Below are 26,001 nucleotides of genomic sequence, written 5' to 3'. Positions count from 1 at the left end.
CCGCCATCGCGCCGTTGGCCGGCGCCGGGGCCTGGCGACCGCCGCCCCCGCCGCCCGCGCGACCGCCCTGCCGCTGCTGCGGCGGCCGTCCGCCGCGCTGCTGACGGCGCTCGCCGGCCGGCTGCCCGCCCTGCGGGGCGGCCTCGTCGTCCAGGCGCAGCGTCAGCGAGATCCGCTTGCGCGGGATGTCGACGTCGAGCACCTTCACCTTGACGATGTCGCCCGGCTTCACCACGTCGCGCGGGTCCTTGACGAACGTCTTCGACATCGCGGACACGTGGACCAGCCCGTCCTGGTGGACACCGACGTCGACGAACGCGCCGAACGCGGCCACGTTGGTGACCACGCCTTCCAGGACCATGCCCGGCTCCAGGTCGGAGATCTTCTCCACGCCCTCCTTGAAGGAGGCCGTCCTGAACGCCGGCCGCGGGTCGCGGCCCGGCTTCTCCAGCTCCTTCAGGATGTCGGTCACGGTGGGCAGACCGAACGTCTCGTCCACGAAGTCCTGGGGCCTGAGCGAGCGCAGCACACCGGTGTTGCCGATCAGCGCGGCCACCTCCTGGCCGGTGGTCTTCACCATGCGCCGCACCACGGGGTACGCCTCGGGGTGCACGCTGGAGGCGTCCAGCGGGTCGTCGCCGCCGCGGATCCGCAGGAAGCCCGCACACTGCTCGTACGCCTTCGGGCCGAGCCGCGGCACCTTCTTCAGCTGCGCGCGGGAGGTGAAGGGGCCGTTGGCGTCGCGGTGCGCCACGATGTTCTCGGCCAGCCCGGAGGAGATGCCGGAGACCCGCGCGAGCAGCGGCGCGGAGGCGGTGTTCACGTCCACGCCGACGCCGTTCACACAGTCCTCGACCACCGCGTCGAGCGAGCGCGAGAGCTTCACCTCGGACAGGTCGTGCTGGTACTGCCCGACGCCGATCGACTTCGGGTCGATCTTCACCAGCTCGGCCAGCGGGTCCTGGAGGCGGCGCGCGATGGACACGGCGCCGCGCAGCGACACGTCCATGTCGGGCAGTTCCTGCGAGGCGAACGCCGACGCCGAGTACACCGACGCCCCCGCCTCGGACACCACCACCTTGGTGAGCTTCAACTCGGGGTGCTTGGCGATGAGTTCCCCGGCGAGCTTGTCGGTCTCCCGGGACGCGGTGCCGTTGCCGATGGCGATCAGTTCGACCGCGTGCTCCTTCGCCAGCCGGGCCAGCCTGGCGATCGCCTCGTCCCACCTGTTGGCCGGGACGTGCGGGTGGATCACGTCCGTGGCGACGACCTTGCCGGTCGCGTCGACCACGGCCACCTTCACGCCCGTACGGAAGCCGGGGTCGAGGCCCAGCGTCGCGCGGGTGCCCGCCGGGGCGGCCAGCAGCAGGTCCCGCAGGTTCGCCGCGAACACCCTGACGGCCTCGTCCTCCGCGGCCGTGCGCAGCCGCAGCCGCAGATCGATGCCGAGGTGGACGAGGAGGCGGGTGCGCCAGGCCCAGCGGACCGTGTCCGTCAGCCACTTGTCGCCGGGGCGGCCCCGGTCGGCGATGCCGAAGCGGTGGGCGACGATCCCCTCGTACGACGAGGGGCCGTCGGTCGGTTCCTCCGGCTCCAGGACGAGGTCGAGGACCTCCTCCTTCTCGCCGCGCAGCATCGCCAGGATCCGGTGCGAGGGCAGCTCGGTGAAGGGCTCGGCGAAGTCGAAGTAGTCCGCGAACTTGGCGCCCTCCTCCTCCTTGCCCTCCCGCACCTTGGCCGCGAGCCGCCCGCGCACCCACATGCGCTCGCGCAGCTCGCCGATCAGGTCGGCGTCTTCCGAGAACCGCTCGGTGAGAATGGCGCGTGCGCCGTCCAGCGCGGCCTGCGGATCGGCGACGCCCTTGTCGGCGTCGACGAACGCGGCGGCGGCGGCCAGCGGCTCGACCGCGGGGTCACCGAGCAGCCCGTCGGCCAGCGGCTCCAGACCGGCCTCGCGGGCGATCTGCGCCTTGGTGCGCCGCTTGGGCTTGAACGGCAGATAGATGTCCTCCAGGCGCGCCTTGGTCTCGGCGCCCAGGATGCGGGCCTCCAGCTCCTCGGTGAGCTTGCCCTGCTCGCGCACCGAGTCCAGGATCGCGGTCCGCCGTTCCTCCAGCTCCCGCAGATAGCGCAGCCGCTCCTCGATCGTGCGCAGCTGCGCGTCGTCGAGCATCTCGGTCGCTTCCTTGCGGTAGCGCGCGATGAAGGGCACCGTCGAACCGCCGTCGAGCAGCTCCACGGCAGCCTTCACCTGCCGCTCCCGTACGCCGAGCTCCTCGGCGATCCTGCCTTCGATGGACCCTGCTCCGAGGGACCCCGGTGTCGTCACGATGCCGTACCGCCTTCTCCGCTTCGGGTTGCGCGGCAATTGTGGCAGGTGGCACCGACAACCGGGGATCAGGGCGGGTCATGGGCGCGGCAGGCCGTCACGCCCGGCGGCCGGAGGCGGAGGCTCCGCCGAAGAGCCGGGCCAGCGCCCGGAAGGGCAGCGTCACGACCGTGGCGATGGCGCCGCCGATCTGCCGCAGGACATCCGCGATGGCACGGAACACGTCGATCTCTCCTTCGTCGCCCTGTTTCGCATTGATTCGAACTTTCGCGCACCCTGCGGGTACCTCGCCGGAGCCCCGGCATGCATGGCAGGAAAGGTGGGCTGCTCGTCATTGCGGCCACCGTCCCGGCCCCGAAGAATCGACGCATGCCGCAGCGAACCGTGCTCGTCGTGGTCTTCGACGAGGTGCAGAGTCTCGATGTCACCGGCCCCCTGGAGGTCTTCACGGGCGCCGAGCAGCACACTCCGGGCTCCTACCGTGTCCGTACGGCCTCCGTGGACGGCGGCCCCGTGCGCACCTCCAGCGGGCTGACCCTCGTACCCGACCGGGCCCTCGCCGGCACCGCCGACCCGCACACCCTGGTGGTCCCCGGCGGGCGGGGCACCCGGCACCCGGATCCGCGGCTGGTCGAGTGGCTGCGCCGGCACGGGCCGCGCGCCGAGCGGCTGGTGTCGGTGTGCACGGGCGCGGTGCTGCTCGCCGCCGCGGGCCTGCTGGACGGGCGTCGCGCCACCACCCACTGGGCGTACTGCGACACCCTCGCCCGCAACCACCCGGCCGTCGAGGTGGACCCCGAGCCGATCTACGTCCGCGACGGCCATGTCGCCACCTCCGCCGGGGTCACCTCCGGCATCGACCTGGCGCTCGCGCTGGTCGAGGAGGACCTGGGCCGGGACACCGCCCTCTCCGTCGCCCGCCACCTGGTGGTCTTCCTGCGCCGGCCGGGCAACCAGGCCCAGTTCAGCGCCCAGCTCGCCGCCCAGACCGCCCGGCGCGAGCCGCTGCGCGACGTCCAGCAGTGGATCTCCGAGCATCCGGCCGCCGATCTGAGCGTGGAGGCGCTGGCCGCCCGCGCGCGGCTCTCCCCGCGCCACTTCGCCCGTGCCTTCCGCGCGGAGACCGGCATGACCCCCGGCCGCTACGTCGACCGGGTCCGCCTCGAACACGCCCGCCGTCTGCTGGAGGACACCACCGACGGCGTCGAGGAGATCTCCCGCGCCGGCGGCTACGGCACCCCCGAGGCGATGCGCCGGGCCTTCGTCCGCGCGCTGGGAGTGTCCCCGGCGGAGTACCGCCGACGGTTCCGCCCGGCCCTCGCCCCCTGACCGCGCCCGCTTCCCCGTCCACCACCGAAGGGACCCCGATGCAGATCGCCATCGTCCTCTACGACCGTTTCACCGCCCTGGACGCCGTCGGACCGTACGAGACCCTCGGCCGCCTGCCCGACGCCGAGACCGTGTTCGTCGCCGAGCGGACCGGCCCGGTCCGCACCGACACCGGCACCCTCGCGCTCACCGCCGACAAGACCCTCGCCGAGGTGCCGAGCCCGGACATCGTGGTCGTCCCGGGCGGCCCCGGGCAGACCCCGCAGATGGAGAACCGGGCCCTGCTGGACTGGCTGCGGGCCGCCGACGCGACCAGCACCTGGACGACCTCGGTGTGCACCGGCTCCCTGCTGCTGGCCGCCGCCGGGCTGCTGACGGGCCGCCGGGCCACCTCCCACTGGCTGGCCCTGGACTTCCTCGGGGGCCTCGGCGCCGAGCCCACCGGTGAGCGGGTCGTCTTCGACGGCAAGTACGTCACCGCCGCCGGGGTCTCCTCCGGCATCGACATGGGCCTCGCCCTGCTGGGCCGGATCGCGGGCGACGAGCACGCCCAGGCCGTGCAGCTGCTCACCGAGTACGACCCGCAGCCGCCCTACGACGCCGGATCGCCGCACAAGGCCCCGGCGCACCTGGTCGAGGAGTTCCGCTCCAGGAGCCGGTTCATCCTGACGTAGTCCATGTGAAGCGGGGTGAGCGGCGCTCCAGGAACGCGGCGACGCCCTCCGCGGGGTCGCCGCTCTCCCGCGCCCGCGCCGCCCAGTGCCCGTCCCGGTCGGCCCGGCCGTTCGCGAACTCCTTGGCCGCCGCCTGCGTCAGCTGCGAGCGCGCGGCGAGGGTCCGGGTGAACTCGGCGACCCGCTCGGCGAGTTCGCCCTCCGGCAGCACCTCGTCCACCAGCCCCGTGCGCAGCGCCCGCTCCGCCTCGATCAGCTCGCCCGAGAACAGCAGGTACTTGGCGGTGGCGGGCCCCGCCAGCGACACCAGCCGCCGGGTGGAGGACGCCGGATAGACGATGCCGAGCTTCGCCGGGGTCACCCCGAACAGCGCGCCCTGCTCCGCGAACCGCAGATCGCAGGCGGCCGCGAGCTGCGACCCGCCGCCCACGCAGTGCCCCCGGATCGCCGCGAGCGTCGGCTTCGGGAACGCGGCCAGCGCCTCCTCGGCGGCCACGGCCAGCGCCTGTGCCCGCTCCGGCGACCCCTGGAGGGTGGAGATGTCGGCGCCCGCGCAGAAGGTGCCGCCCGCGCCGGTGAGCACCAGCGCGCGCACCTCCGGATCGGCGGCCAGGGTCTCCAGCAGCGGCGGCAGCGCCTCCCACATCGCGGCGGTCATGGCGTTGCGTTTGGCCGGGTGGTGGATGACGACGGTGGCGACGGAGTCGGCGACGTGGTGCAGCAGCTGGGGCTCCATGCGCGGGATGCTAGCCGCCTGGGCGTACTGAACCTCGCCGCGGGTGCGGTGGTCATCCGCCCCCGGACGCGGAGGTTGCCGCGCTCACCCTGTGCGTCGCGCTGCTCTTCCTCACCGGAGCTCTGTTCCGGCTGGTCGGCAGCCTGGGGGTGCGCGGCCCGCAGTTCGGCCGGACGCTGCTGCCGGACGCCGGACCGTCGGCCTGGTCTCCGGGAGCCTCTCCGACCGGCCGGACGGTGCCGACAAACCCGTACAACCCGAATAGTTCGCAAGTCGGCACCGGTGGGGCAGGAGTAGTCCCACAACTGGCCATGTCATACGCCATCGGTCAAATGCGCTCGATAATCGCTGACTTGCGTTCAGCTCGTCGGCATCGCCGGGCTCGTTGTCACCATTCGACATGTGGTGACAATCGAGCGCGAGGGTGGCGACCGGACGATGGCAGGCGGCGCAGAGGCACCCCTTGAGGAGAAGACGCCCGATCCGCTGCCGTACGAGGGCGTCTGGAGGTTCACCGCCCCCGCCCTCGACGCCTCGGTCCCTCAGGCCCGGCACGCCGTCCGGGACCTGCTGCGGCGTCAGGGCGTACCGGTCTCCGACGACGTGACGCAGGGCCTGCTGCTGATCGTGTCGGAGCTGGTCACGAACGCCGTCCGGCACGCGGCGCTGCTGTCGCCGATGCTCGCCGTGGAGATCGCCGTGGGCGCCGAGTGGGTGCGGGTCTCGGTGGAGGACGACCACCCCTACCGCCCCACCGCCCTGGAGACCGACCACGCGCAGACCGGCGGGCGCGGGCTGCTCCTGGTGCGGGAGATCACCCGGGAGGCGGGCGGGGTGTGCGACGTCGAGCACACGACGACGGGCGGCAAGGTGATCTGGGCCGTCCTGCCGCTCGCTCCCGCGCGTCCGGTGTGAGTGCCGGGATCCCGGCCGGGGCTCCTACCAGCCCGCCGACGGTCCGGTCAGCTCCCGGATCGCCGGACGGGCGGCGTCCAGGACCGTCATGAACCACGCGGAGAACGGGTCCTTGGCATGGCGCTCCGCCAGCTCGGCCGCGGTCACGAACGCGGTGGCGCCGACCTCCTCCGCATCCGGGGCGAGCGGCGACTGCACCAGGCCCACGAACAGGTGGTTGTACTCCTGCTCCACCAGGCCCGAGGCCGGGTCCGGGTGGTGGTAACGGACCGTGCCGGCCTCCGCGAGCAGCGACGGCGAGACGCCCAGCTCCTCATGGGTGCGCCGGGCCGCCGCCGCGAAGGGCGCCTCACCGGGGTACGGATGGCCGCAGCAGGTGTTCGACCACACACCGGGGGAGTGGTACTTGCCCGGCGCCCGCTGCTGGAGCAGCAGCCGGCCGTGCTCGTCGAAGAGGAAGACCGAGAACGCCCGGTGCAGCTGCCCGGGTGGCTGATGGGCCGCCAGCTTCTCCGCGGTGCCGATGGTGACGCCGTTCTCGTCGACCAGTTCCAGCAGGATCGCGTCCGTGGTGCCGTTCGACGCGCTGTGCGTCGCGGTGGCAGGTGAAATCGGCATACCCATCCTTCGCCTCGTTCGTCGCGTCTCAAGTCTGCCGTACGAACCCGGCAGTCCCGGCACTTCCCGGCACAACCGCATGTCCGTTACGGGCCACGCCGGGAAGGGAGCCCGATAGGTGAGCGTGCCCGGCGCACCGGACGAGGAACCGCCCGCACTGGTGTGCGCCTCCCCATCCGCTCAGGGGCGCCGCTGCCTCAGTGGCACAGCCGCGCCTCGTGCTCGGCGTGCCCGCTCGGCTCCAGCTGGAAGGTGCAGTGCTCCACGTCGAAGTGGTCGCCGAGGCAGCTCTGCAGCTCGTGCAGCATCTTCTCGTTGCCGATCGCGTTCAGTACGTCCGAGCGGACGACGACGTGCGCGGACAGCACCGGCATGCCCGAGGTGATCGTCCAGGCGTGCAGATCGTGCACGTCCTCCACCCCGTCCAAGGCCAGTATGTGGGCCCGCACCTCCGCCATGTCGACGCCCTTGGGCGCCGACTCCAGCAGCACGTCCAGCGTCTCGCGCAGCAGCTTCAGGGTGCGCGGCACGATCATCAGGCCGATCACCAGCGAGGCGATCGGGTCGGCGGCCTGCCAGCCGGTGGTGAGGATCACCACCGCCGAGATCAGCACCGCGACCGAGCCCAGCGCGTCCGCCGCCACCTCCAGAAAGGCGCCCCGCACATTCAGGCTCTCCCGCTGCCCGCGCATCAGCAGGGTGAGCGAGACCATGTTCGCGACCAGGCCGATTCCGCCGAAGACGATGGTCAGCCCGCCCTCGGTGCCGGCCGGGGTGACGAACCGCTGGATCGCCTCGTAGAGCACGTACCCGCCGACGCCGAGCAGCAGCAGGCAGTTGGCGAGCGCCGCGAGGATCTCGGCGCGGGCGTAGCCGAAGGTGCGCTTCTCGGTCGGGGGCAGATTGGCGAAGTGGATGGCGAGCAGGGCCATACCCAGTCCCAGCGCGTCCGTGGCCATGTGGGCCGCGTCGGCGATCAGCGCCAGCGAGTCGGCGAGCAGTCCGCCGACGATCTCGACCACCATCACGGTGAGCGTGATCGACAGCGCGATCCGCAGCCGGCCGCGGTACGCCGCGGCGGCCGTCCCCGTGACCGGCGCGCCGTGCGCGTGTCCGTGGTCGTGCCCAGCCCCCATGAGAGCCGCCCTCCTGTGATCGGATCGGTCCGGGACCACAGTGAACTACGGGTGGGGGGTATGTGGCAACGCGGCACTGAACACCGTTGTCATATGCTCTGACCTGCGAAAACGACCGACGGTGAAACGCGTGGACGAACCGCAGGTCAGCGCCTCGCCGCGGTCAGCGGCCGTGGTGCAGCCGCCAGCCCCGCCACGCCGACTCGACCATCTCGCGTACCCCGCGGCGGGCGGTCCAGCCCAGTTCGGCGGCGGCCCGCTCGGCCGAGGCGACGGCCCGCGGGGCGTCCCCGGGGCGGCGCGGCTCGACGACCGCCGGACGGCGGTCACCGGTCACCTCGCCGATCAGCGTGACCAGTTCGCGCACGGAGACGCCCTCGCCGCGGCCGATGTTCACGGTCAGATCGCCCGCCGCGCCCGCCGCGTCCCCGGCGGACAGCCGCCGCACCGCCGCGAGATGCGCCTCGGCGAGGTCGGCGACATGGATGTAGTCGCGCACGCAGGTGCCGTCCGGGGTCGGATAGTCGTCGCCGAAGATCCGCGGGGCCTCCCCCCGGGTGAGCCGGTCGAAGACCATCGGCACGACGTTGAAGACGCCGGTGTCGGCCAGCTCCGGCGCGGCCGCCCCGGCCACGTTGAAGTACCGCAGGCAGACGGTGGCGATGCCGTGCGCCCGGCCCGCGGCGCGCACCAGCCATTCACCGGCGAGCTTGGTCTCGCCGTAGGGGTTCACCGGGGCGCACGGGGTGTCCTCCGTGATGAGGTCCACGTCGGGATTGCCGTAGACGGCGGCCGACGAGGAGAACAGGAATCGCCGGATCCCGGCCCCGGCGACCGCGTCCAGCAGGGTCGCCAGCCCGCCGACGTTCTCCTGGTAGTACCGCGTCGGCTGGGCCACCGACTCGCCGACCTGCTTGCGCGCGGCGAGATGCACCACACCGGTCACCTCGTGCTCGGCGAAGACCCGCTTCAGCAGCTCCCCGTCCAGCGACGAGCCCCGTACCAGCGGAAGGTCGGCCGGCAGCCGCGCGGGCACGCCCGCGGACAGGTCGTCCAGCGCCACGACCCGCTCCCCGGCCCCGGTCATGGCCCGCGCCACATGGGCCCCGATGTACCCGGCACCGCCGGTGATCAGCCACGTCATGGTCGCCCACCCTAATCCCGGGGCCCGCCGCGGGCCGAGTCCGGCCGCTGCCGCCGGTGCGGTGCCCACGCTCAGGAACCGCGCCCTCACCGCCGTATGCCGGGTACGCCGGACGCCGGACGCCAGGTGCCGGGTGCCGGGGCGTGTCGGGTATGTCCGGTGTGGATCGGTCGTTTTGTGCCCCGGCCCCCGCAGCCTCCATGATGATCACGGCGAGGCGGCCCGCGGTACGGGGCATCGGGCCCGTGAACAGGCGGTGAACACGGGTCTCCGATCATCCGATAGCCTCTGCCGACATGCCGCCGCCTGGCGCAGCCGATGCGTAGCCACGGGGCGCCCCACCATGTTCAGGCCCGGCGCCACCGCGCCGGCACGCAGGGAGTGAGTTCGGTTGCCGACCGCCATCCTCACCGGTCAGCCGGTCCCCGGATCGCCGATCGAGGGCGATCTGCGGTCCCTCGGCTTCGAGGTGCGCACCGCCGCCGACGCCGCCGACGCCGAGACGCTGCTCGCCCAGGTACCCGGCGACCAGCGGGTCGCGGTCGTCGACGCCCGGTTCGTCGGCCATCTGCACGCCCTGCGCCTCGGCCTGACCGACCCCCGCTTCCCGCTCGCCGCCGTCCCCGGCGCCGTCACCGCGCAGCCGGCCGGCCGCCAGGCCCTGACCCGGGCGATGGCCCGCGAGAACTCCTCCGGGGGCGGCACCGCCGTAGCCGTCGGCAACCTCGCCGACCGCGTGGCCACCGCCCTGGACGCCGACGGCGCCGGCGTGTACCGCCCCGAGCTGGGCAGCCTGGTCGCCACCGTTCCCGGCGACCCCCAGGCCCGCAACGAGGCCCGCCAGGCCGTCGCCGCCGTGGACGACGAGGCGGTCCGCCTGAAGTCGGCCGTGAAGGCCCGTGACGGCTTCTTCACCACCTTCTTCATCAGCCCGTACTCCCGGTACATCGCGCGCTGGTGCGCCCGCCGCGGCCTGACCCCCAACCAGGTCACCACCGCCTCGCTGCTGACCGCGCTGATCGCGGCGGGCTGCGCGGCCACCGGCACCCGCGGCGGCTTCGTCGCGGCCGGCGTCCTGCTGATCGCCTCCTTCGTGCTGGACTGCACCGACGGCCAGCTCGCCCGCTATTCGCTGCAGTACTCCACCCTCGGCGCCTGGCTCGACGCCACCTTCGACCGGGCCAAGGAGTACGCCTACTACGCCGGTCTCGCGCTCGGTGCCGCCCGCGGCGGCGACGACGTCTGGGCCCTCGCCCTCGGCGCGATGGTCCTCCAGAGCTGCCGGCACGTCGTGGACTTCTCCTTCAACGAGGCCAACCACGACGCCACCGCCAACACCAGCCCCACCGCCGCCCTCTCGGACAAGCTCGACAGCGTCGGCTGGACGGTCTGGGTGCGCCGCATGATCGTCCTGCCGATCGGCGAGCGGTGGGCGATGATCGCGGTCCTGACGGCCGTCGCCACCCCGCGCGTCACCTTCTACGCCCTGCTCATCGGCTGCGCCTTCGCCGCGGCCTACACCACCGCCGGCCGCGTCCTGCGCTCGCTGACCCGCAAGGCGAACCGCACCGACCGCGCGGCGACCGCGCTCGCCGACCTCGCCGACTCCGGCGCGCTCGCCGAGGGCTTCGCGGCGGCGTTCCGCGACCCCGCCCGACGGCTGCCCGGCTTCGCCGTCCCGGCGCTCGCCCTGCTCGGCGGCGCCGCCGTCGTCGCCACCGCCGTGTTCACCGAGTTCGGCAGCCCCTGGCCGGTGGTCGCCGCCTTCGGCTACGCCCTGGCCTCGGGCCTCGCCGTCGCCCGCCCCCTCAAGGGCGCCCTCGACTGGCTCGTCCCGCCCTTCTTCCGCGCCGCCGAGTACGGCACCGTCCTCGCGCTGGCGGTCGACGCGGGGGTGAACGGGGCGCTTCCGGCGGCCTTCGGGCTGGTGGCGGCTGTCGCCTACCATCACTACGACACGGTGTACCGCATCCGCGGCAACGCCGGCGCGCCCCCGTCCTGGCTGACCCGGACCATCGGGGGGCACGAAGGGCGCACGCTGCTCGTCACCGTCCTGGCCGCGGTGCTCGCCGCCGCGCAGTTCAAGGCGGCGCTCACGGCCCTGGCCGTGGCCGTCGCCCTGGTGGTGCTCGTCGAGAGCATCCGCTTCTGGGTGTCCGCCCACAAGGGCGGCGCGCCCGCCGTACACGATGAAGGAGAACCCGCATGATCGGCCTCGTGCTGGCGGCCGGCGCCGGACGGCGTCTGCGCCCCTACACCGACAGCCTGCCCAAGGCGCTGGTGCCGGTGGGGCCCGCGGGCATAGAGGGCGAACCCACGGTTCTCGACCTCACCCTCGGCAACTTCGCCGAGATCGGCCTGACCGAGGTCGCGGTCATCGTCGGCTACCGCAAGGAGGCCGTGTACGAGCGCAAGGCGGCCCTGGAGGCGAAGTACGGCCTCAAGCTGACCCTCATCGACAACGACAAGGCCGAGGAGTGGAACAACGCCTACTCCCTGTGGTGCGGCCGTGACGCCCTCAAGGACGGCGTGATCCTTGCCAACGGCGACACCGTCCACCCGGTCTCCGTCGAGAAGACGCTGCTCGCCGCCCGTGGCGAGGGCAAGAAGATCATCCTCGCGCTGGACACGGTGAAGAACCTGGCCGACGAGGAGATGAAGGTCGTCGTCGACCCCGCCAAGGGCATGACGAAGATCACCAAGCTGATGGACCCGGCCGAGGCGACCGGCGAGTACATCGGCGTCACCCTGATCGAGGGCGACGCCGCCCCGGAGCTGGCCGACGCGCTGAAGGCGGTCTGGGAGACCGACCCGCAGCAGTTCTACGAGCACGGCTACCAGGAGCTGGTCAACCGCGGCTTCCGGATCGACGTCGCGCCGATCGGGGAGGTCGACTGGGTCGAGATCGACAACCACGACGACCTCGCCCGGGGACGGGAGATCGCGTGCCGGTACTGACCAGGCTGATCCCCTCGCCGCTCGTCGTCGACATCCGCCCGGGTGCCCTCGACGACCTGGCCTGTGTCCTCGCCGACGAGCGCATCTCGCACTCCGGCCGGCTCGCCGTCGCGGTCAGCGGCGGCTCCGGCGCGAAGCTGCGCGAGCGGGTCGCCCCGCAGCTGCCCGGCGCCACCTGGTACGAGGTCGGCGGCGGCACCCTCGACGACGCGGTCCGGCTGGCGAGCGACATAAAGGCCGGCCACTACGACGCGGTCGTGGGCCTCGGCGGCGGCAAGATCATCGACTGCGCCAAGTTCGCCGCGGCCCGGGTCGGCCTGCCGCTGGTCGCCGTGCCCACGAACCTCGCGCACGACGGCCTGTGCTCGCCGGTCGCCACCCTCGACAACGACGCCGGGCGCGGCTCCTACGGCGTGCCCAACCCGATCGCCGTCGTCATCGACCTGGACGTGATCCGCGAGGCCCCGGTCCGTTACGTCCGGGCCGGGATCGGCGACGCCGTCTCCAACGTGTCCGCGATCGCGGACTGGGAGCTGGCCAACCGGGTCAAGGGCGAGAAGATCGACGGTCTCGCCGCGGCCATGGCACGCCAGGCCGGCGAGGCGGTGCTGCGGCACCCCGGCGGCATCGGGGACAACGACTTCCTCCAGGTGCTCGCCGAGGCGCTGGTGCTCAGCGGTATCGCCATGTCGGTGTCGGGCGACTCCCGCCCGTCCTCCGGGGCCTGCCACGAGATCAACCACGCCTTCGACCTGCTGTTCCCCAAGCGGGCGGCGGCCCACGGCGAGCAGTGCGGACTGGGCGCGGCCTTCGCGATGTATCTGCGCGGAGCCCACGAGCAGTCGGCGTACATGGCCGAGGTGCTGCGCCGGCACGGGCTGCCGGTGCTGCCTGAGGAGATCGGCTTCACCCCCGAGGAGTTCGTCAGGGTGGTGGAGTTCGCCCCCGAGACCCGGCCCGGCCGCTACACGATCCTCGAGCACCTCGACCTGAAAACCCACCAGATCAAGGACATCTACGCCGACTATGTCAAGGCCATCGGTAGCTGAACTCCGCCCGGTCGTCCACCCCCCGGGGGTGAAGGACCGGCGCAGCGGTGAGCACTGGATGGGACGCCTCTACATGCGTGAGGTGTCCCTGCGGGTCGACCGCTACCTGGTGAACACCAGGGTCACGCCCAACCAGCTCACGTATCTGATGACCGTCTGCGGCGTCCTCGCGGCCCCGGCACTCCTGGTGCCGGGGATCCCGGGGGCCGTGCTCGGCGTGGTCATGGTCCAGCTGTATCTGCTGCTCGACTGCGTCGACGGCGAGATCGCCCGCTGGAAGAAGCAGTACTCGCTCGGCGGGGTCTACCTCGACCGCGTCGGCGCCTACCTCACCGACGCCGCCGTCCTGGTCGGCCTCGGCCTGCGCGCCGCCGACCTGTGGGGCGAGGGCCGGATCGACTGGCTCTGGGCCTTCCTCGGCACCCTGGCCGCGCTCGGCGCCATCCTGATCAAGGCCGAGACCGACCTGGTCGGCGTCGCCCGCCACCAGGCCGGGAAGCCGCCCGTGCAGGAGTCCGCGGCCGAGCCGCGCTCCTCCGGCATGGCGCTGGCCCGCCGGGCCGCCGCCGCGCTGAAGTTCCACCGGCTGATCCTCGGCATCGAGGCGTCCCTGCTGATCCTGGTCCTCGCCATCGCCGACCAGGCGCGCGGCGACCTGTTCTTCACCCGGCTCGGCACCGCCGTCCTCGCCGGGATCGCACTGCTCCAGACGGTGCTGCACCTCGTGTCCATCCTCGCGTCGAGCCGGTTGCGGTGAGCGTGATGGAGACATCGGAGACTTCCCTGAAGGTCGGCGCGGTGATCATCACCATGGGCAACCGCCCGGAGGAGCTGCGCGCGCTCATCGACTCGGTCGCCAAGCAGGACGGCGACCCGGTCGAGGTGGTGGTGGTCGGCAACGGCTCGCCCGTCCCGGACGTCCCCCAGGGCGTGCGCACCGTCGAACTGCCCGAGAACCTGGGCATCCCCGGCGGCCGCAACGTCGGCATCGAGGCCTTCGGGCCCGGCGGCCGGGACGTCGACATCCTGCTGTTCCTCGACGACGACGGCCTGCTCGCCCGCACCGACACCGCGGAGCTGTGCCGCCGGGCGTTCGCCGCCGACGACAGGCTGGGCATCATCAGCTTCCGCATCGCCGACCCCGAGACCGGCGTCACCCAGCGCCGCCACGTGCCCCGGCTGCGCGCCTCGGACCCGATGCGCTCCTCGCGGGTCACCACCTTCCTGGGCGGCGCCAACGCCGTCCGTACGAAGGTCTTCGCCGAGGTCGGCGGGCTGCCGGACGAGTTCTTCTACGCGCACGAGGAGACCGACCTCGCCTGGCGGGCCCTCGACGCGGGCTGGATGATCGACTACCGGTCGGACATGGTGCTGTACCACCCGACCACCGCCCCCTCCCGGCACGCGGTCTATCACCGGATGGTGGCCCGCAACCGGGTCTGGCTGGCCCGCCGCAACCTGCCCTTCCCGCTCGTCCCCGTGTATCTGGGCGTCTGGCTGCTGCTCACCCTGGCGCGCCGCCCCTCGCGGCCCGCGCTCAGGGCGTGGTTCGGCGGATTCCGGGAAGGCTGGACGGCGCCGTGCGGTCCCCGCCGGCCCATGAAGTGGCGTACCGTGTGGCGGCTGACCCGGCTGGGCCGGCCCCCCGTGATCTGACAAGCTCGTCCCCGCGGGGTCCGGGTCACCGGCACACCGGCCCCCGCCCAGCCGCACCGGCCGCGCATTTCTCGAAGACGAAAGTTTCCCGCAGTGAGTGAGACAACGCACGACGGCGGAGTCGCCGTGACCGAGCCTCCGTCGCCCGACGAGCATCTGACGGCGGCCGAGCTCGCCGCGAAGTACGGCCTGACCGTGAGCGGCGCCCGGCCCTCGCTCGTCGACTACGTCCGCCGGCTCTGGGGACGGCGCCACTTCATCGTCGCCTTCTCCCAGGCCAAGCTGACCGCCCAGTACAGCCAGGCGAAGCTCGGCCAGCTGTGGCAGGTCGCGACTCCGCTGCTCAACGCGCTCGTCTACTACCTGATCTTCGGGCTGATCCTGAACGCGGGCCGCGGCATGACCAAGGACGTGTACATCCCGTTCCTGGTCACCGGGGTCTTCGTCTTCACCTTCACCCAGTCCTCGGTGATGGCCGGCGTCCGCGCGATCTCCGGCAACCTCGGCCTGGTGCGCGCCCTGCACTTCCCGCGGGCCTCCCTCCCGGTCTCCTTCGCGCTCCAGCAGCTCCAGCAGCTGCTGTTCTCGATGATCGTGCTGGTCGCGGTCGCCTGCGCCTTCGGCAGCTACCCGGACCTGTCCTGGCTGCTGATCCTGCCGGTGCTGGTCCTGCAGTTCCTGTTCAACACCGGGCTCGCCCTGGCGGTGGCGCGGATGGGCGCGAAGACCCCGGACCTCGCCCAGCTGATGCCGTTCGTGATGCGCACCTGGATGTACGCCTCCGGGGTGATGTTCTCCATCCCGATCATGCTTCAGGACAAGCCGGCCTGGATCGCCGACGTGCTCCAGTGGAACCCTGCCGCCATCTACATGGACCTGATGCGCTTCGCGCTGATCGACGGCTACGGCTCCGAGAACCTGCCCCCGCACGTCTGGGCGGTCGCGGCCGGCTGGGCGCTGCTCGTCGCCGTCGGCGGCTTCGTGTACTTCTGGAAGGCGGAGGAGAGGTACGGCCGTGGCTGAGGCACGCGTTCCCACCGTCATCGCGGACGATCTGCACATCGTCTACCGCGTCAATGGCGCCAAGACCGGCAAGGGCAGCGCCACCGCCGCCCTGAGCCGCATCCTGCGGCGGGGCTCCGGCGACACGCAGCGGGGCGTGCGCAAGGTGCACGCCGTGCGCGGCGTCTCCTTCGTCGCCTACCGGGGCGAGGCCATCGGCCTGATCGGCTCCAACGGCTCCGGCAAGTCCACTCTGCTGCGCGCCATCGCCGGGCTGCTTCCCGCCGAGCAGGGCAGGGTCTACACCGACGGCCAGCCCTCACTGCTCGGTGTCAACGCGGCACTGATGAACGACCTGACCGGCGAGCGCAACGTCATATTGGGCGGGCTGGCGATGGGCATGTCGCGCGAGGAGATCAGGGAGCGCTACCAGGAGATCGTCGACTTCTCCGGCATCAACGAGAAGGGCGATTTCATCACCCTGCCGATGCGCACCTACTCCTCCGGTATGGCCGCGCGGCTGCGGTTCTCCATCGCCGCCGCCAAGGACCACGACGTCCTCATGATCGACGAGGCGCTGGCCACCGGCGACCGCAAGTTCCAGAAGCGCTCCGAGGAGCGCATCCGCGAGCTGCGCAAGGAGGCCGGCACGGTCTTCCTGGTCAGCCACAACAACAAGTCCATCCGCGACACCTGCAACCGCGTGCTCTGGCTGGAGCGCGGCGAACTGCGCATGGACGGCCCGACGGACGAGGTCCTGAAGGAGTACGAGAAGTTCACGGGCAAGTGACCCGATCCGCCCAGGGCCCCGCCGGAACTGCTCCGGCGGGGCCCGGCGTCTGCAAAGGAAGCGTCAACTCCGGTCAGGCGCAGGAATCTTGACGCCAATCGGTGTGTTCTTGTGATGCGCGGGACACCCCCAGGGATCCCCCTGCGTTGTACAACGTAAGCTGTACCGGTGCCGAATCGCGGCAAGTGTGGCGATAATGCGCGGCACCCTCCACCGGAACGGCCGTGCGAACGCCGAGCGGCGTGTCCGAAATAGTGTGAATTGGGTCGGCAGTGTAGAACGGGAGATGTGACGGCAATGGCTACGGAAACTCCCCGGCTCCCCGAAGCATGTGCCGTCCCCGCCCGAGGCAGCACACGGTGACGGGAACCCACACCGCGCACCGGGACGACCCGGAGCGCGCCACGCTCGACAAGGCCGCGGCCGAGAACTTCCCCGTGGCCCCCTTCTTCCTGCCCCGGGCCTGGCGCACCGACCTGATGGCCGTCTACGGCTTCGCCCGCCTCGTCGACGACATCGGCGACGGTGACCTCGCCCCCGGCGGCGCCGACGCCCGCCTGCTCGGCGTCCCCGCGCGCGAGGCCGAGGACCGGCTGGCCCTGCTCGACGCCTTCGAGGCCGACCTGCGCCGCGTCTTCGACGGCGAGCCCCGCCACCCCCTGCTGCGCCGCCTCCAGGAGACCGTCCGCCGCCGCTCGCTCACCCCCGAGCCGTTTCTCGGGCTGATCGCCGCCAATCGCCAGGACCAGCTGGTCGGCCGGTACGAGACCTACGACGACCTGCTCGCCTACTGCGAGCTGTCCGCCAACCCGGTCGGCCGCCTGGTCCTCGCCGTCACCGGCACCACCACCCCCGAGCGGGTGCGCCACTCCGACGCGATCTGCACCGCCCTCCAGATCGTCGAGCACCTCCAGGACGTCGCCGAGGACCTCCGCCGCGACCGGATCTATCTGCCCGCCGAGGACATGAAGCGCTTCCAGGTCCAGGAGGCGGATCTCGCCGCCCCTTCGGCGGGGGCGTCGGTGCGCGCACTGGTCGCGTACGAGGCGCAGCGCGCCCGCGATCTGCTAGATGAAGGCGCCCCCCTCGTGGGCAGCGTGCCCGGCAGGCTCAGGCTGCTGCTCGCGGGGTTCGTGGCGGGGGGAAGGGCGGCCGTCGACGCCGTCGCCGCCGCCGACTACGACGTACTTCCCGGCCCGCCCAAGCCCGGCAAGCTCCGGTTGCTGCGCCAGGTGGGCGTGACTCTGCGAGGAGAGGGGTGATCCGGACCGTGGAGTCGGAACCACACGTGTCCGCACCGGTACTCGCCGCCTACCGCTACTGCGAGGCCGTCACCGGACAGCAGGCCCGTAACTTCGCCTACGGCATCCGGCTGCTGCCGACGCCCAAGCGCCGGGCGATGTCCGCGCTGTACGCGTTCTCCCGGCGCGTCGACGACATCGGCGACGGCGCGCTCGGTGACGAGGTGAAGGCCGCCCGCCTGGACGACACCCGGGCGCTGCTCACCCGGATCCGCGAGGACGCGATCGACGAGGACGACACCGACCCGGTCGGCGTCGCCCTCGCCCATGCCGCCCGCACCTTCCCGATCCCGCTCGCCGGCCTGGACGAGCTGATCGACGGCGTCCTCATGGACGTCCGCGGCGAGACCTACGAGACCTGGGACGACCTCAAGCAGTACTGCCGCTGTGTGGCGGGCGCCATCGGGCGCCTCTCCCTCGGTGTGTTCGGCACGGAACCGGGGGCGCGCGGTGCCGAACGCGCGCCCGAGTACGCCGACACGCTCGGGCTGGCGCTCCAGCTCACCAACATCCTGCGCGACGTCCGCGAGGACGCCGAGGGCGGACGTACCTATCTGCCCGCCGACGACCTCGCCAAGTTCGGCTGCTCGGCCGGTTTCGCCGGGCCGACCCCGCCGCACGGCTCCGACTTCGCGGGTCTCGTCCACTTCGAGGTGCGCCGGGCTCGCGCCCTGTTCGCCGAGGGTTACCAGTTGCTGCCCATGCTCGACCGGCGCAGCGGCGCCTGCGTCGCCGCCATGGCGGGCATCTACCGCCGCCTGCTGGACCGCATCGAGCGCGACCCGGAGGCCGTACTGCGCGGCCGGGTCGCGCTGCCCGGCCGCGAGAAGGCCTATGTCGCCGTGCGCGGGCTGTCCGGCCTGGACACCCGGCACGTGAGCCGACGCACCGTCAGGAGGCGCGTCTGATGGAGAGGCCCGGACCGGACGAGACCACCGGCGCGGATCCCGGCGCCGCCGGCGGCCGAACCAACACCGCCGCCGACGGCGCCCCCCATGCCCCCGACGTCGGGCACCGCCGCGCTGCCGGCGGCCGGTGTGGTGGTGCCGTCGCCCGCCGGCCGAGACGTGGTGCCGCCGGCCGGCCCGGTCGTGATGCCGCTGCTCGTCCGGGTGGTCGTGACGTCGGGTCCGCGTGGGGCGTCCGCGGCCGGGCCGGGGGAGTCGCGGGTGCCGGGAGCCTCGATGCCACGGACGGCGTATCCGGTTCCCCCTCCGCCCACACCCGCGGAGGGAAGCGGCAGGCAACCCTCCGACGGGCGGTCGCGTCCCTGTCGGCAGCGGCCTGCCCCGGCCTCGTCCCGCGGCGCGGCGCACGCGCGGGGGAGGGCGCACGATGACCGACGGCACGAGGAGCGGGCACGTGACGACCGACGTTCCCACGGGGCACGGCCGGGAGGCGGTGGTGGTCGGCGGCGGGCTCGCCGGGGTCACCGCCGCGCTGGCGCTCGCCGACGCGGGCGTCCGCGTCACCCTGCTCGAAGGCCGTCCCCGGCTGGGTGGCCTCGCCTTCTCCTTCCAGCGCGGCGAACTGACCGTCGACAACGGCCAGCACGTCTACCTGCGCTGCTGTACCGCCTACCGCTGGTTCCTGGACCGGATCGACGGCGCGGCGCTGGCTCCGCTGCAGGATCGTCTCGACGTGCCCGTGCTCGACCTCGCCAAGCCCGAGGGCCGGCGGCTCGGCAGGCTGCGGCGCGACGCGCTGCCCGTCCCGCTGCACCTGGGGCGCAGTCTCGCCACGTATCCGCATCTCCCGCTCGCCGAGCGGGCGAAGGCCGGCCGGGCCGCGCTCGCGCTCAAGGGGCTCGACCTCGCCGATCCGGCCCTGGACGACCAGGACTTCGGCAGCTGGCTGGCCGCGCACGGCCAGTCGGCGCGCGCCGTCGAGGCACTGTGGGACCTGGTCGGCGTCGCGACCCTCAACGCGGTCGCGGACGACAGCTCCCTGGGGCTCGCCGCGATGGTGTTCAAGACCGGTCTGCTGTCCGACCCGGGTGCGGCCGACATCGGCTGGGCCCGGGTGCCGCTGGGCGACCTGCACGACCGGCTGGCCCGCAGGGCGCTCGACTCCGCGGGCGTCCGCACCGTACTGCGCTCACGCGTCAGCTCCATCTCCCGCAACAGCGACGGGCGTTGGGGCGTTCAGGTGCCCGGCGAGCACATCGAGACGGACGCCGTGGTGCTCGCCGTACCGCAGCGCGAGACCCACGACCTGCTGCCGGACGGCGCGCTCGACGAGCCCGAGCGCCTGTTGCGGATCGGCACCGCGCCGATCCTCAACGTCCACGTCGTCTACGACCGCAAGGTGCTGAACACGCCGTTCCTCACCGCGCTCGGCACCCCGGTGCAGTGGGTCTTCGACCGCACCGAGTCGTCCGGTCTGCCGGACGGCCAGTACCTGGCACTGTCCCAGTCGGCCGCCCAGGACGAGATCGACACCCCGGTGGCCGAGCTGCGCGCGCGGTACCTGCCCGAGCTGGAGCGGCTGCTGCCGCGCACCCGGGGCGCCGAAGTGAGGGACTTCTTCGTCACCCGGGAGCGCACCGCGACCTTCGCTCCCACCCCCGGCGTCGGGCGACTGCGGCCCGGCGCCCGCACCAAGGCACCCGGCCTGTACCTGGCCGGAGCGTGGACCGCCACCGGGTGGCCCGCGACCATGGAGAGTGCGGTCCGCAGTGGCATCAGCGCGGCCGACGCCGCGCTGCGCGCCCTGGGCCGGCCCCGCCCCCGCCATCTCTTCGACGTCGAGGAGGCGGCCTGATGCCCCGGCAGCGCGGCGCGGCAGGTCCCCGCACCCCCGGTACCGCAACAAGAGGAGAGACTGTGCCCCCTGTGCCCCCGGCCTCGACGGCCGCTCGTGAGACCGCGGTGGACGTGACCGCGCTCCTGGAGCGCGGCCGGACCCTGGCCACCCCGGTACTGCGGGCGGCCATCGACCGCCTGGCGCCTCCGATGGACACGGTTGCCGCCTACCACTTCGGCTGGATCGACGCCCAGGGCAACCCCACCTCCGGCGACGGCGGCAAGGCCGTGCGCCCCGCGCTGGCCGTGCTGTCCGCCGAGGTCACCGGCGCGGCCCCGGAGACGGGCGTGCCCGGCGCCGTCGCCGTCGAGCTGGTCCACAACTTCTCTCTGCTGCACGACGACCTGATGGACGGCGACGAACAGCGCCGCCACCGCGACACCGTCTGGAAGGTGCACGGTCCCGCCCAGGCGATCCTGGTCGGCGACGCCCTGTTCGCCCTCGCCAACGAGGTGCTCCTGGAGCTGGGCACCGTCGACGCCGGGCGCGCCACCCGCCGGCTCACCACCGCCTCCCGCGCCCTCATCGACGGCCAGGCGCAGGACATCTCCTACGAGCACCGCGACCGGGTCAGTGTCGAGGAGTGCCTGGAGATGGAGGGCAACAAGACCGGCGCGCTGCTCGCCTGCGCCAGCTCCATCGGCGCGGTGCTCGGCGGCGCGGACGACCGTACCGCCGACGCCCTGGAGCGGTACGGCTACCACCTCGGCCTCGCCTTCCAGGCCGTGGACGACCTGCTCGGCATCTGGGGAGACCCGGAGGCCACCGGCAAGCAGACCTGGAGCGATCTGCGCCAGCGCAAGAAGTCCCTGCCGGTGGTGGCCGCGCTCGCGGCGGGCGGCAGCGCCTCCGACCGGCTCGGCGACATCCTCGCCGCCGACGCCAGGAGCAGCGACTTCGTCACCTTCTCCGAGGAGGAGTTCGCCGCCCGCGCCGCCCTCATCGAGGAGGCGGGCGGCCGGGAGTGGACCGCCGAAGAGGCGCGGCGTCAGCACACCATCGCCATCGAAGCCCTCGACGCCGTGGACATGCCCGACCGGGTGCGGGCGCAGTTCACGGCGCTCGCCGACTTCGTCGTCGTACGAAAGAGATGATCACCATCGGCCGAATAGCCCTCGCGTAGTCGCCGGCCGGTGTGCGAGGGAACGCGCACCGGCCGACGGCGGACCCACAGCAGGCAGCACTCGCAGGACTGCAGGAAGGGGAAGCCATGACAGCGACGACCGACGGAAGCACCGGGGCCCCGCCGCCCCGGGCAGCCGCGGCCAGCGAAACCTACATCGAGACCCCCGCGGCGGCCGGAGTCCACGAAGCCGCCGTCCGCGCCACCTTGCGCGCCACCGACTTCCTGCTCTCCCGGCAGGACCCGGAGGGCTGGTGGAAGGGCGACCTGGAGACCAACGTCACCATGGACGCCGAGGATCTGCTGCTCCGCCAGTTCCTGGGCATCCGCGACGAGCGGACCACCCGCGCCGCCGCCCTGTTCATCAGAGGCGAGCAGCGCGAGGACGGCACCTGGGCCACGTTCCACGGCGGTCCCGGTGAACTCTCCACCACCGTCGAGGCGTACGTCGCCCTGCGCCTGGCCGGGGACGCGCCGGACGCGCCGCACATGGCGAAGGCCTCCGCGTGGATCCGAGCGCAGGGCGGGGTCGCCGCCGCCCGGGTCTTCACCCGGATCTGGCTGGCCCTGTTCGGCTGGTGGAAGTGGGAGGACCTGCCCGAACTCCCGCCGGAACTGATCTGGTTCCCGTCCTGGATGCCGCTCAACATCTACGACTTCGGGTGCTGGGCCCGGCAGACGATCGTCCCGCTGACCATCGTCTCAGCGAAGCGCCCGGTGCGCCCCGCGCCCTTCCCGCTGGACGAGCTGCACACCGACCCCGCCCGCCCCAACCCGCCGAAGCCCCTGGCTCCGGCGGCCAGTTGGGACGGTGCCTTCCAGCGGCTCGACAAGGGGCTGCACGCCCTGCGCAAGGCGGTGCCGAGGCGGCTGCGCAGAGCGGCGATGAACACCGCGGCCCGCTGGATCATCGAGCGCCAGGAGAACGACGGCTGCTGGGGCGGCATCCAGCCGCCGGCCGTCTACTCGATCATCGCGCTGCACCTGCTCGGCTACGACCTCCAGCACCCGGTGATGCGTGAGGGCCTGGCCTCGCTGGACCGTTTCGTCGTCTGGCGCGAGGACGGCGCCCGGATGATCGAGGCCTGCCAGTCCCCGGTGTGGGACACCTGCCTCGCCACCATCGCCCTGGTCGACGCCGGGCTCCCCGCGGACCATCCGCGGCTGGTGAAGGCCGTCGACTGGATGCTGGGCGAGGAGATCCTCCGGCGCGGCGACTGGGCCGTACGTCGGCCGCAACTGCCGCCCGGGGGATGGGCGTTCGAGTTCCACAACGACAACTACCCCGACATCGACGACACCGCCGAGGTGGTCCTCGCCCTGCGTCGGGTCCGGCATCCCGAACCGTCGCGGGTGGAGCGGGCGATCGGGCGCGGAGTGCGCTGGACCCTCGGCATGCAGTCGAAGAACGGCGCGTGGGGCGCCTTCGACGTCGACAACACCAGTACCCTCCCCAACCGGTTGCCGTTCTGCGACTTCGGCGAGGTCATCGACCCGCCGTCCGCCGACGTCACCGCGCATGTCGTGGAGATGCTGGCCGTGGAGGGCCTGGCACACGATCCGCGCACCCGGCGCGGCATCGAGTGGCTGCTCGCCGAACAGGAGCCGGACGGCTCGTGGTTCGGCCGCTGGGGCGTCAACTACGTCTACGGCACCGGCTCGGTGGTCCCCGCCCTCGTCGCGGCCGGGATCCCGGCCGCGCACCCGGCGATCCGGCGGGCCGTGGCCTGGCTGGAGTCGGTGCAGAACGACGACGGCGGCTGGGGTGAGGATCTGCGCTCGTACAAGCACGTCAAGGAGTGGAGCGGCCGGGGCGCCTCGACCGCCTCGCAGACGGCGTGGGCCCTGATGGCCCTGCTGGCGGCGGGGGAGCGGGAGTCCCAGGCCGTCGAGCGCGGTGTCGCCTGGCTCGCCGCGACCCAGCGGGAGGACGGTTCCTGGGACGAGCCGTACTTCACCGGCACCGGCTTCCCCTGGGACTTCTCCATCAACTACCACCTCTACCGGCAGGTCTTCCCGCTCACCGCGCTCGGCCGGTACCTGGACGGCGAGCCGTTCTCGGGCAAGCGGCCGGGGAAGCGGCTCGCCGAGGTCAAGGGGAGCTGATGACCGCACCGTCCGCCCCGGCACCGCTGCTGATCGCCTGCGCGCTCGGCATCGAGCACCTGGCCCTGCGCCTGGGGGACAGGGGCGGCGCAGGCGGACCCGTCACCGTGCTGCGCACCGGAATGGGCCCGAAGGCGGCCGAGCGCTCGGTCGCCCGGGTGCTCGCCGACCCGGCGCTGGCCGGCGCCGCCGTGCTCGCCACCGGTTTCTGCGCGGGGCTCGCCCCCGGGATGCATCCCGGCGACCTGGTCGTCGCCGAGGAGACCCGCGAGCCGCGCGGCGGCACGCCGTGCGTGGGCACCGAGCTGCTCGTCGAGGAACTGCTGCGGGCCGCGCCCGGCCGCACCGTCCACACCGGCCCGCTCACCGGCTCCGATCACGTGGTCCGCGGTCCGGAACGCGCCGATCTGCTGGCCACCGGGGCGATCGCGGTCGACATGGAATCGGCGGCCACGCTTCTGAGCGCCGTGCGCGCGGGCGCGCGCCCGGTTGCGGCCGTCCGGGTGGTCGTGGACGCTCCAGAACATGAACTCGTCCGGATCGGCACGGTACGCGGTGGAATATCGGCTTTCCGCGTCCTACGTTCCATCCTTCCCGCTTTCTTCGAATGGCACCGCAATGTGCTGCTCCCCAGGAGGTGAGCCCGATGGCCATGCCGCTGCGCCAGTCCATCAAGGTCGCTACATATCTGGCTGAACAAAAGCTCCGCCGACGCGACAAGTTCCCGCTCATCGTCGAACTGGAGCCGCTGTTCGCCTGCAATCTGAAGTGCGAGGGCTGCGGAAAGATCCAGCACCCCGCGGGTGTCCTCAAGCAGCGCATGCCCGTCGCGCAGGCCGTGGGGGCGGTGCTCGAATCCGGTGCGCCGATGGTGTCCATCGCCGGCGGCGAACCGCTGATGCACCCTCAGATCGACGAGATCGTCCGCCAGTTGGTGGCCAGGCGGAAATACGTGTTCCTGTGCACCAATGCCATGCTGCTGCGCAAGAAGATGGACAAGTTCACCCCCTCGCCCTACTTCGCGTTCGCCGTGCACATCGACGGGCTGCGCGAGCGGCACGACGAGTCCGTCGCCAAGGAGGGTGTGTTCGACGAGGCCGTGGAGGCGATCAAGGAGGCCAAGCGGCGCGGCTTCCGGGTCACCACCAATTCGACCTTCTTCAACACCGACACCCCGCAGACCGTCGTCGAGGTGTTGAACTTCCTCAACGACGACCTGGAGGTCGACGAGATGATGATCTCGCCGGCCTACGCCTACGAGAAGGCGCCCGACCAGGAACACTTCCTCGGCGTGGAGCAGACCCGCGAGCTGTTCAAGAAGGCCTTCGCGGGCGGCAACCGGCGCCGCTGGCGGCTCAACCACTCGCCGCTCTTCCTGGACTTCCTGGAGGGCAAGGTCGACTTCCCGTGCACCGCGTGGGCGATCCCCAACTACTCGCTCTTCGGCTGGCAGCGTCCCTGCTACCTGATGAGCGACGGCTATGTGCCGACCTACCGCGAGCTGATCGAGAACACCGACTGGGACCAGTACGGCCGCGGAAAGGACCCGCGGTGCGCCAACTGCATGGCCCACTGCGGCTACGAGCCCACCGCCGTCCTCGCCACCATGGGGTCCCTCAAGGAGTCCCTGCGGGCCATGCGCGAGACGGTCTCCGGAAACCGGGAGTGACCTCATGACCGCCGTTCCCCTGGGCATCCCCGGGATGCCGGCCCGGCAGATCGCCGAGCGGCGCCCGTCGCGGCGGATCGACGTCGGGCCGGTGCCGGTCGGAGGCGGGGCGCCCGTGTCGGTGCAGTCGATGACGACGACCCGCACGTCGGACATCGGCGCCACCCTCCAGCAGATCGCCGAGCTGACCGCGACCGGCTGCCAGATCGTCCGGGTCGCCTGCCCCACGCAGGACGACGCGGACGCGCTGCCGGTCATCGCCCGCAAGTCGCAGATCCCGGTGATCGCGGACATCCACTTCCAGCCGAAGTACGTGTTCGCGGCGATCGAGGCGGGCTGCGCGGCCGTCCGCGTCAACCCCGGCAACATCAAGCAGTTCGACGACAGGGTCAAGGAGATCGCGGTCGCCGCGAAGGAGCACGGCACGCCGATCCGGATCGGCGTCAACGCGGGCTCCCTCGACCGGCGGCTGCTCCAGAAGTACGGCAAGGCGACCCCCGAAGCGCTCGTGGAGTCCGCCCTGTGGGAGGCCTCCCTCTTCGAGGAGCACGACTTCCGGGACATCAAGATCTCGGTCAAGCACAACGACCCGGTCGTCATGATCGAGGCCTACCGGCAGCTCGCCGAGCAGTGCGACTACCCGCTCCACCTCGGCGTCACC

Annotated in this window: 25 protein-coding genes and 1 pseudogene; 20 read left to right on the top strand and 6 right to left on the bottom strand. The window is 72.4% G+C overall.

Annotated features, from left to right (window positions below; translation table 11 throughout):
- Both VE614_RS04105 and VE614_RS04100 read right to left on the bottom strand, forming a co-directional pair.
- On the bottom strand, window positions 1-2,329 hold a 2,329-nt coding region (locus VE614_RS04105), incomplete at its 3' end, for a Tex family protein (protein ID WP_324932089.1).
- A gap of 97 nt (window positions 2,330-2,426) precedes the next feature.
- Window positions 2,427-2,552: an LPFR motif small protein gene (locus VE614_RS04100; protein ID WP_277347426.1), complete on the bottom strand. Its 126-nt coding sequence runs from the start codon at window positions 2,550-2,552 to the stop codon at window positions 2,427-2,429.
- 146 nt (window positions 2,553-2,698) lie between these two features.
- Between VE614_RS04100 and VE614_RS04095 the strand changes: the two genes are divergently transcribed.
- Together VE614_RS04095 and VE614_RS04090 are read left to right on the top strand one after the other, a co-directional pair.
- Window positions 2,699-3,658: a GlxA family transcriptional regulator gene (locus tag VE614_RS04095; protein ID WP_324932076.1), complete on the top strand. Its 960-nt coding sequence runs from the start codon at window positions 2,699-2,701 to the stop codon at window positions 3,656-3,658.
- A gap of 38 nt (window positions 3,659-3,696) precedes the next feature.
- Window positions 3,697-4,332, top strand: a complete 636-nt coding sequence (locus VE614_RS04090) for a DJ-1/PfpI family protein (protein ID WP_324932073.1) — start codon at window positions 3,697-3,699, stop codon at window positions 4,330-4,332.
- On the opposite strand, the gene VE614_RS04085 is transcribed toward VE614_RS04090, so the two are convergent.
- On the bottom strand, window positions 4,319-5,068 hold the full coding sequence (locus VE614_RS04085) for an enoyl-CoA hydratase/isomerase family protein (RefSeq protein ID WP_324932070.1): 750 nt from the start codon (window positions 5,066-5,068) through the stop codon (window positions 4,319-4,321). The genes VE614_RS04090 and VE614_RS04085 overlap by 14 nt on opposite strands.
- Before the next feature lie 18 nt (window positions 5,069-5,086).
- Here VE614_RS04085 and VE614_RS04080 point away from each other — a divergent pair.
- Together VE614_RS04080 and VE614_RS04075 are read left to right on the top strand one after the other, a co-directional pair.
- Window positions 5,087-5,259 (top strand): annotated as a pseudogene (locus tag VE614_RS04080) (HdeD family acid-resistance protein); the annotation flags it as partial.
- Between the two features lie 247 nt (window positions 5,260-5,506).
- On the top strand, window positions 5,507-5,983 hold the full coding sequence (locus VE614_RS04075) for an ATP-binding protein (protein ID WP_324932067.1): 477 nt from the start codon (window positions 5,507-5,509) through the stop codon (window positions 5,981-5,983).
- A 24-nt stretch (window positions 5,984-6,007) separates the two neighbouring features.
- Here VE614_RS04075 and idi read toward each other — a convergent pair whose 3' ends face one another.
- The 3 genes from idi to galE form a co-directional block, all read right to left on the bottom strand.
- Complete coding sequence (idi, locus tag VE614_RS04070; protein WP_324932064.1) at window positions 6,008-6,601, bottom strand: isopentenyl-diphosphate Delta-isomerase; 594 nt, start codon at window positions 6,599-6,601, stop codon at window positions 6,008-6,010.
- Between the two features lie 197 nt (window positions 6,602-6,798).
- Window positions 6,799-7,737, bottom strand: a complete 939-nt coding sequence (locus tag VE614_RS04065) for a cation diffusion facilitator family transporter (protein ID WP_324932061.1) — start codon at window positions 7,735-7,737, stop codon at window positions 6,799-6,801.
- Between the two features lie 163 nt (window positions 7,738-7,900).
- Window positions 7,901-8,881, bottom strand: a complete 981-nt coding sequence (gene galE / locus VE614_RS04060) for a UDP-glucose 4-epimerase GalE (RefSeq protein WP_324932057.1) — start codon at window positions 8,879-8,881, stop codon at window positions 7,901-7,903.
- 391 nt (window positions 8,882-9,272) lie between these two features.
- Between galE and VE614_RS04055 the strand changes: the two genes are divergently transcribed.
- The 16 genes from VE614_RS04055 to VE614_RS03985 all read left to right on the top strand — a co-directional run.
- The gene (locus VE614_RS04055; protein WP_324932054.1) at window positions 9,273-11,090 is read left to right on the top strand and encodes a DUF5941 domain-containing protein; all 1,818 of its coding nucleotides are present in this window, start codon (window positions 9,273-9,275) and stop codon (window positions 11,088-11,090) included.
- Window positions 11,087-11,839 (top strand): phosphocholine cytidylyltransferase family protein, encoded by a 753-nt coding sequence (locus VE614_RS04050; RefSeq protein WP_324932051.1) that lies wholly within the window; start codon window positions 11,087-11,089, stop codon window positions 11,837-11,839. The genes VE614_RS04055 and VE614_RS04050 overlap by 4 nt, the downstream gene beginning before the upstream one ends.
- Window positions 11,827-12,888 (top strand): iron-containing alcohol dehydrogenase family protein, encoded by a 1,062-nt coding sequence (locus VE614_RS04045; protein ID WP_324932049.1) that lies wholly within the window; start codon window positions 11,827-11,829, stop codon window positions 12,886-12,888. Before VE614_RS04050 ends, VE614_RS04045 begins: the two co-directional genes overlap by 13 nt.
- A complete protein-coding gene (locus VE614_RS04040; RefSeq protein ID WP_324932048.1) occupies window positions 12,866-13,645 on the top strand; it encodes a CDP-alcohol phosphatidyltransferase family protein in 780 nt (259 codons plus the stop codon). The genes VE614_RS04045 and VE614_RS04040 overlap by 23 nt, the downstream gene beginning before the upstream one ends.
- Before the next feature lie 5 nt (window positions 13,646-13,650).
- On the top strand, window positions 13,651-14,544 hold the full coding sequence (locus VE614_RS04035) for a glycosyltransferase family 2 protein (RefSeq protein WP_324932045.1): 894 nt from the start codon (window positions 13,651-13,653) through the stop codon (window positions 14,542-14,544).
- A 93-nt stretch (window positions 14,545-14,637) separates the two neighbouring features.
- A complete protein-coding gene (locus tag VE614_RS04030) occupies window positions 14,638-15,567 on the top strand; it encodes an ABC transporter permease (RefSeq protein ID WP_324932042.1) in 930 nt (309 codons plus the stop codon).
- On the top strand, window positions 15,560-16,336 hold the full coding sequence (locus VE614_RS04025; RefSeq protein WP_324932038.1) for an ABC transporter ATP-binding protein: 777 nt from the start codon (window positions 15,560-15,562) through the stop codon (window positions 16,334-16,336). Before VE614_RS04030 ends, VE614_RS04025 begins: the two co-directional genes overlap by 8 nt.
- Before the next feature lie 359 nt (window positions 16,337-16,695).
- Window positions 16,696-17,598, top strand: a complete 903-nt coding sequence (gene hpnC, locus VE614_RS04020) for a squalene synthase HpnC (protein ID WP_324932035.1) — start codon at window positions 16,696-16,698, stop codon at window positions 17,596-17,598.
- Entirely contained in the window at window positions 17,595-18,545 is a 951-nt protein-coding gene (gene hpnD, locus VE614_RS04015) for a presqualene diphosphate synthase HpnD (protein WP_324932032.1), read from the top strand. The genes hpnC and hpnD overlap by 4 nt, the downstream gene beginning before the upstream one ends.
- A complete protein-coding gene (locus VE614_RS33655) occupies window positions 18,545-18,976 on the top strand; it encodes a DUF6380 family protein (RefSeq protein ID WP_414719502.1) in 432 nt (143 codons plus the stop codon). Before hpnD ends, VE614_RS33655 begins: the two co-directional genes overlap by 1 nt.
- On the top strand, window positions 18,973-20,400 hold the full coding sequence (hpnE, locus tag VE614_RS04010) for a hydroxysqualene dehydroxylase HpnE (RefSeq protein ID WP_324932029.1): 1,428 nt from the start codon (window positions 18,973-18,975) through the stop codon (window positions 20,398-20,400). Before VE614_RS33655 ends, hpnE begins: the two co-directional genes overlap by 4 nt.
- Before the next feature lie 71 nt (window positions 20,401-20,471).
- Complete coding sequence (locus tag VE614_RS04005; RefSeq protein ID WP_324932092.1) at window positions 20,472-21,536, top strand: polyprenyl synthetase family protein; 1,065 nt, start codon at window positions 20,472-20,474, stop codon at window positions 21,534-21,536.
- A gap of 116 nt (window positions 21,537-21,652) precedes the next feature.
- Entirely contained in the window at window positions 21,653-23,671 is a 2,019-nt protein-coding gene (gene shc, locus VE614_RS04000) for a squalene--hopene cyclase (protein ID WP_324932026.1), read from the top strand.
- The gene (locus tag VE614_RS03995; protein WP_324932023.1) at window positions 23,671-24,312 is read left to right on the top strand and encodes a 1-hydroxy-2-methyl-2-butenyl 4-diphosphate reductase; all 642 of its coding nucleotides are present in this window, start codon (window positions 23,671-23,673) and stop codon (window positions 24,310-24,312) included. The genes shc and VE614_RS03995 overlap by 1 nt, the downstream gene beginning before the upstream one ends.
- Before the next feature lie 5 nt (window positions 24,313-24,317).
- Window positions 24,318-25,340, top strand: a complete 1,023-nt coding sequence (gene hpnH / locus VE614_RS03990; protein WP_324932020.1) for an adenosyl-hopene transferase HpnH — start codon at window positions 24,318-24,320, stop codon at window positions 25,338-25,340.
- A gap of 4 nt (window positions 25,341-25,344) precedes the next feature.
- Window positions 25,345-26,001: flavodoxin-dependent (E)-4-hydroxy-3-methylbut-2-enyl-diphosphate synthase (locus tag VE614_RS03985; RefSeq protein ID WP_324932017.1), on the top strand; the 657-nt coding region annotated here is incomplete at its 3' end.

Origin of the sequence: Streptomyces sp., assembly GCF_035645055.1 — a bacterium.
In the GTDB taxonomy this organism is placed as follows: Bacteria; Actinomycetota; Actinomycetes; order Streptomycetales; family Streptomycetaceae; genus Streptomyces.
The sequence above is the reverse complement of the archived record's forward strand: the minus strand, read 5'-3'. Positions and strand labels throughout refer to the sequence as shown.

Bases quoted from the DNA above. Each gene is read 5' to 3' on its own strand.
- galE (WP_324932057.1), bottom strand. From the start codon at position 8,881: ATGACGTGGCTGATCACCGGCGGTGCCGGGTACATCGGGGCCCATGTG.
- VE614_RS04090 (WP_324932073.1), top strand. From the start codon at position 3,697: ATGCAGATCGCCATCGTCCTCTACGACCGTTTCACCGCCCTGGACGCC.
- hpnH (WP_324932020.1), top strand. From the start codon at position 24,318: ATGGCCATGCCGCTGCGCCAGTCCATCAAGGTCGCTACATATCTGGCT.
- VE614_RS04065 (WP_324932061.1), bottom strand. From the start codon at position 7,737: ATGGGGGCTGGGCACGACCACGGACACGCGCACGGCGCGCCGGTCACG.
- VE614_RS04095 (WP_324932076.1), top strand. From the start codon at position 2,699: ATGCCGCAGCGAACCGTGCTCGTCGTGGTCTTCGACGAGGTGCAGAGT.
- idi (WP_324932064.1), bottom strand. From the start codon at position 6,601: ATGCCGATTTCACCTGCCACCGCGACGCACAGCGCGTCGAACGGCACC.
- VE614_RS04075 (WP_324932067.1), top strand. From the start codon at position 5,507: ATGGCAGGCGGCGCAGAGGCACCCCTTGAGGAGAAGACGCCCGATCCG.
- shc (WP_324932026.1), top strand. From the start codon at position 21,653: ATGACAGCGACGACCGACGGAAGCACCGGGGCCCCGCCGCCCCGGGCA.
- hpnE (WP_324932029.1), top strand. From the start codon at position 18,973: ATGACCGACGGCACGAGGAGCGGGCACGTGACGACCGACGTTCCCACG.
- VE614_RS33655 (WP_414719502.1), top strand. From the start codon at position 18,545: ATGGAGAGGCCCGGACCGGACGAGACCACCGGCGCGGATCCCGGCGCC.
- VE614_RS04040 (WP_324932048.1), top strand. From the start codon at position 12,866: ATGTCAAGGCCATCGGTAGCTGAACTCCGCCCGGTCGTCCACCCCCCG.
- VE614_RS04050 (WP_324932051.1), top strand. From the start codon at position 11,087: ATGATCGGCCTCGTGCTGGCGGCCGGCGCCGGACGGCGTCTGCGCCCC.
- VE614_RS04085 (WP_324932070.1), bottom strand. From the start codon at position 5,068: ATGGAGCCCCAGCTGCTGCACCACGTCGCCGACTCCGTCGCCACCGTC.
- VE614_RS03995 (WP_324932023.1), top strand. From the start codon at position 23,671: ATGACCGCACCGTCCGCCCCGGCACCGCTGCTGATCGCCTGCGCGCTC.
- VE614_RS04035 (WP_324932045.1), top strand. From the start codon at position 13,651: ATGGAGACATCGGAGACTTCCCTGAAGGTCGGCGCGGTGATCATCACC.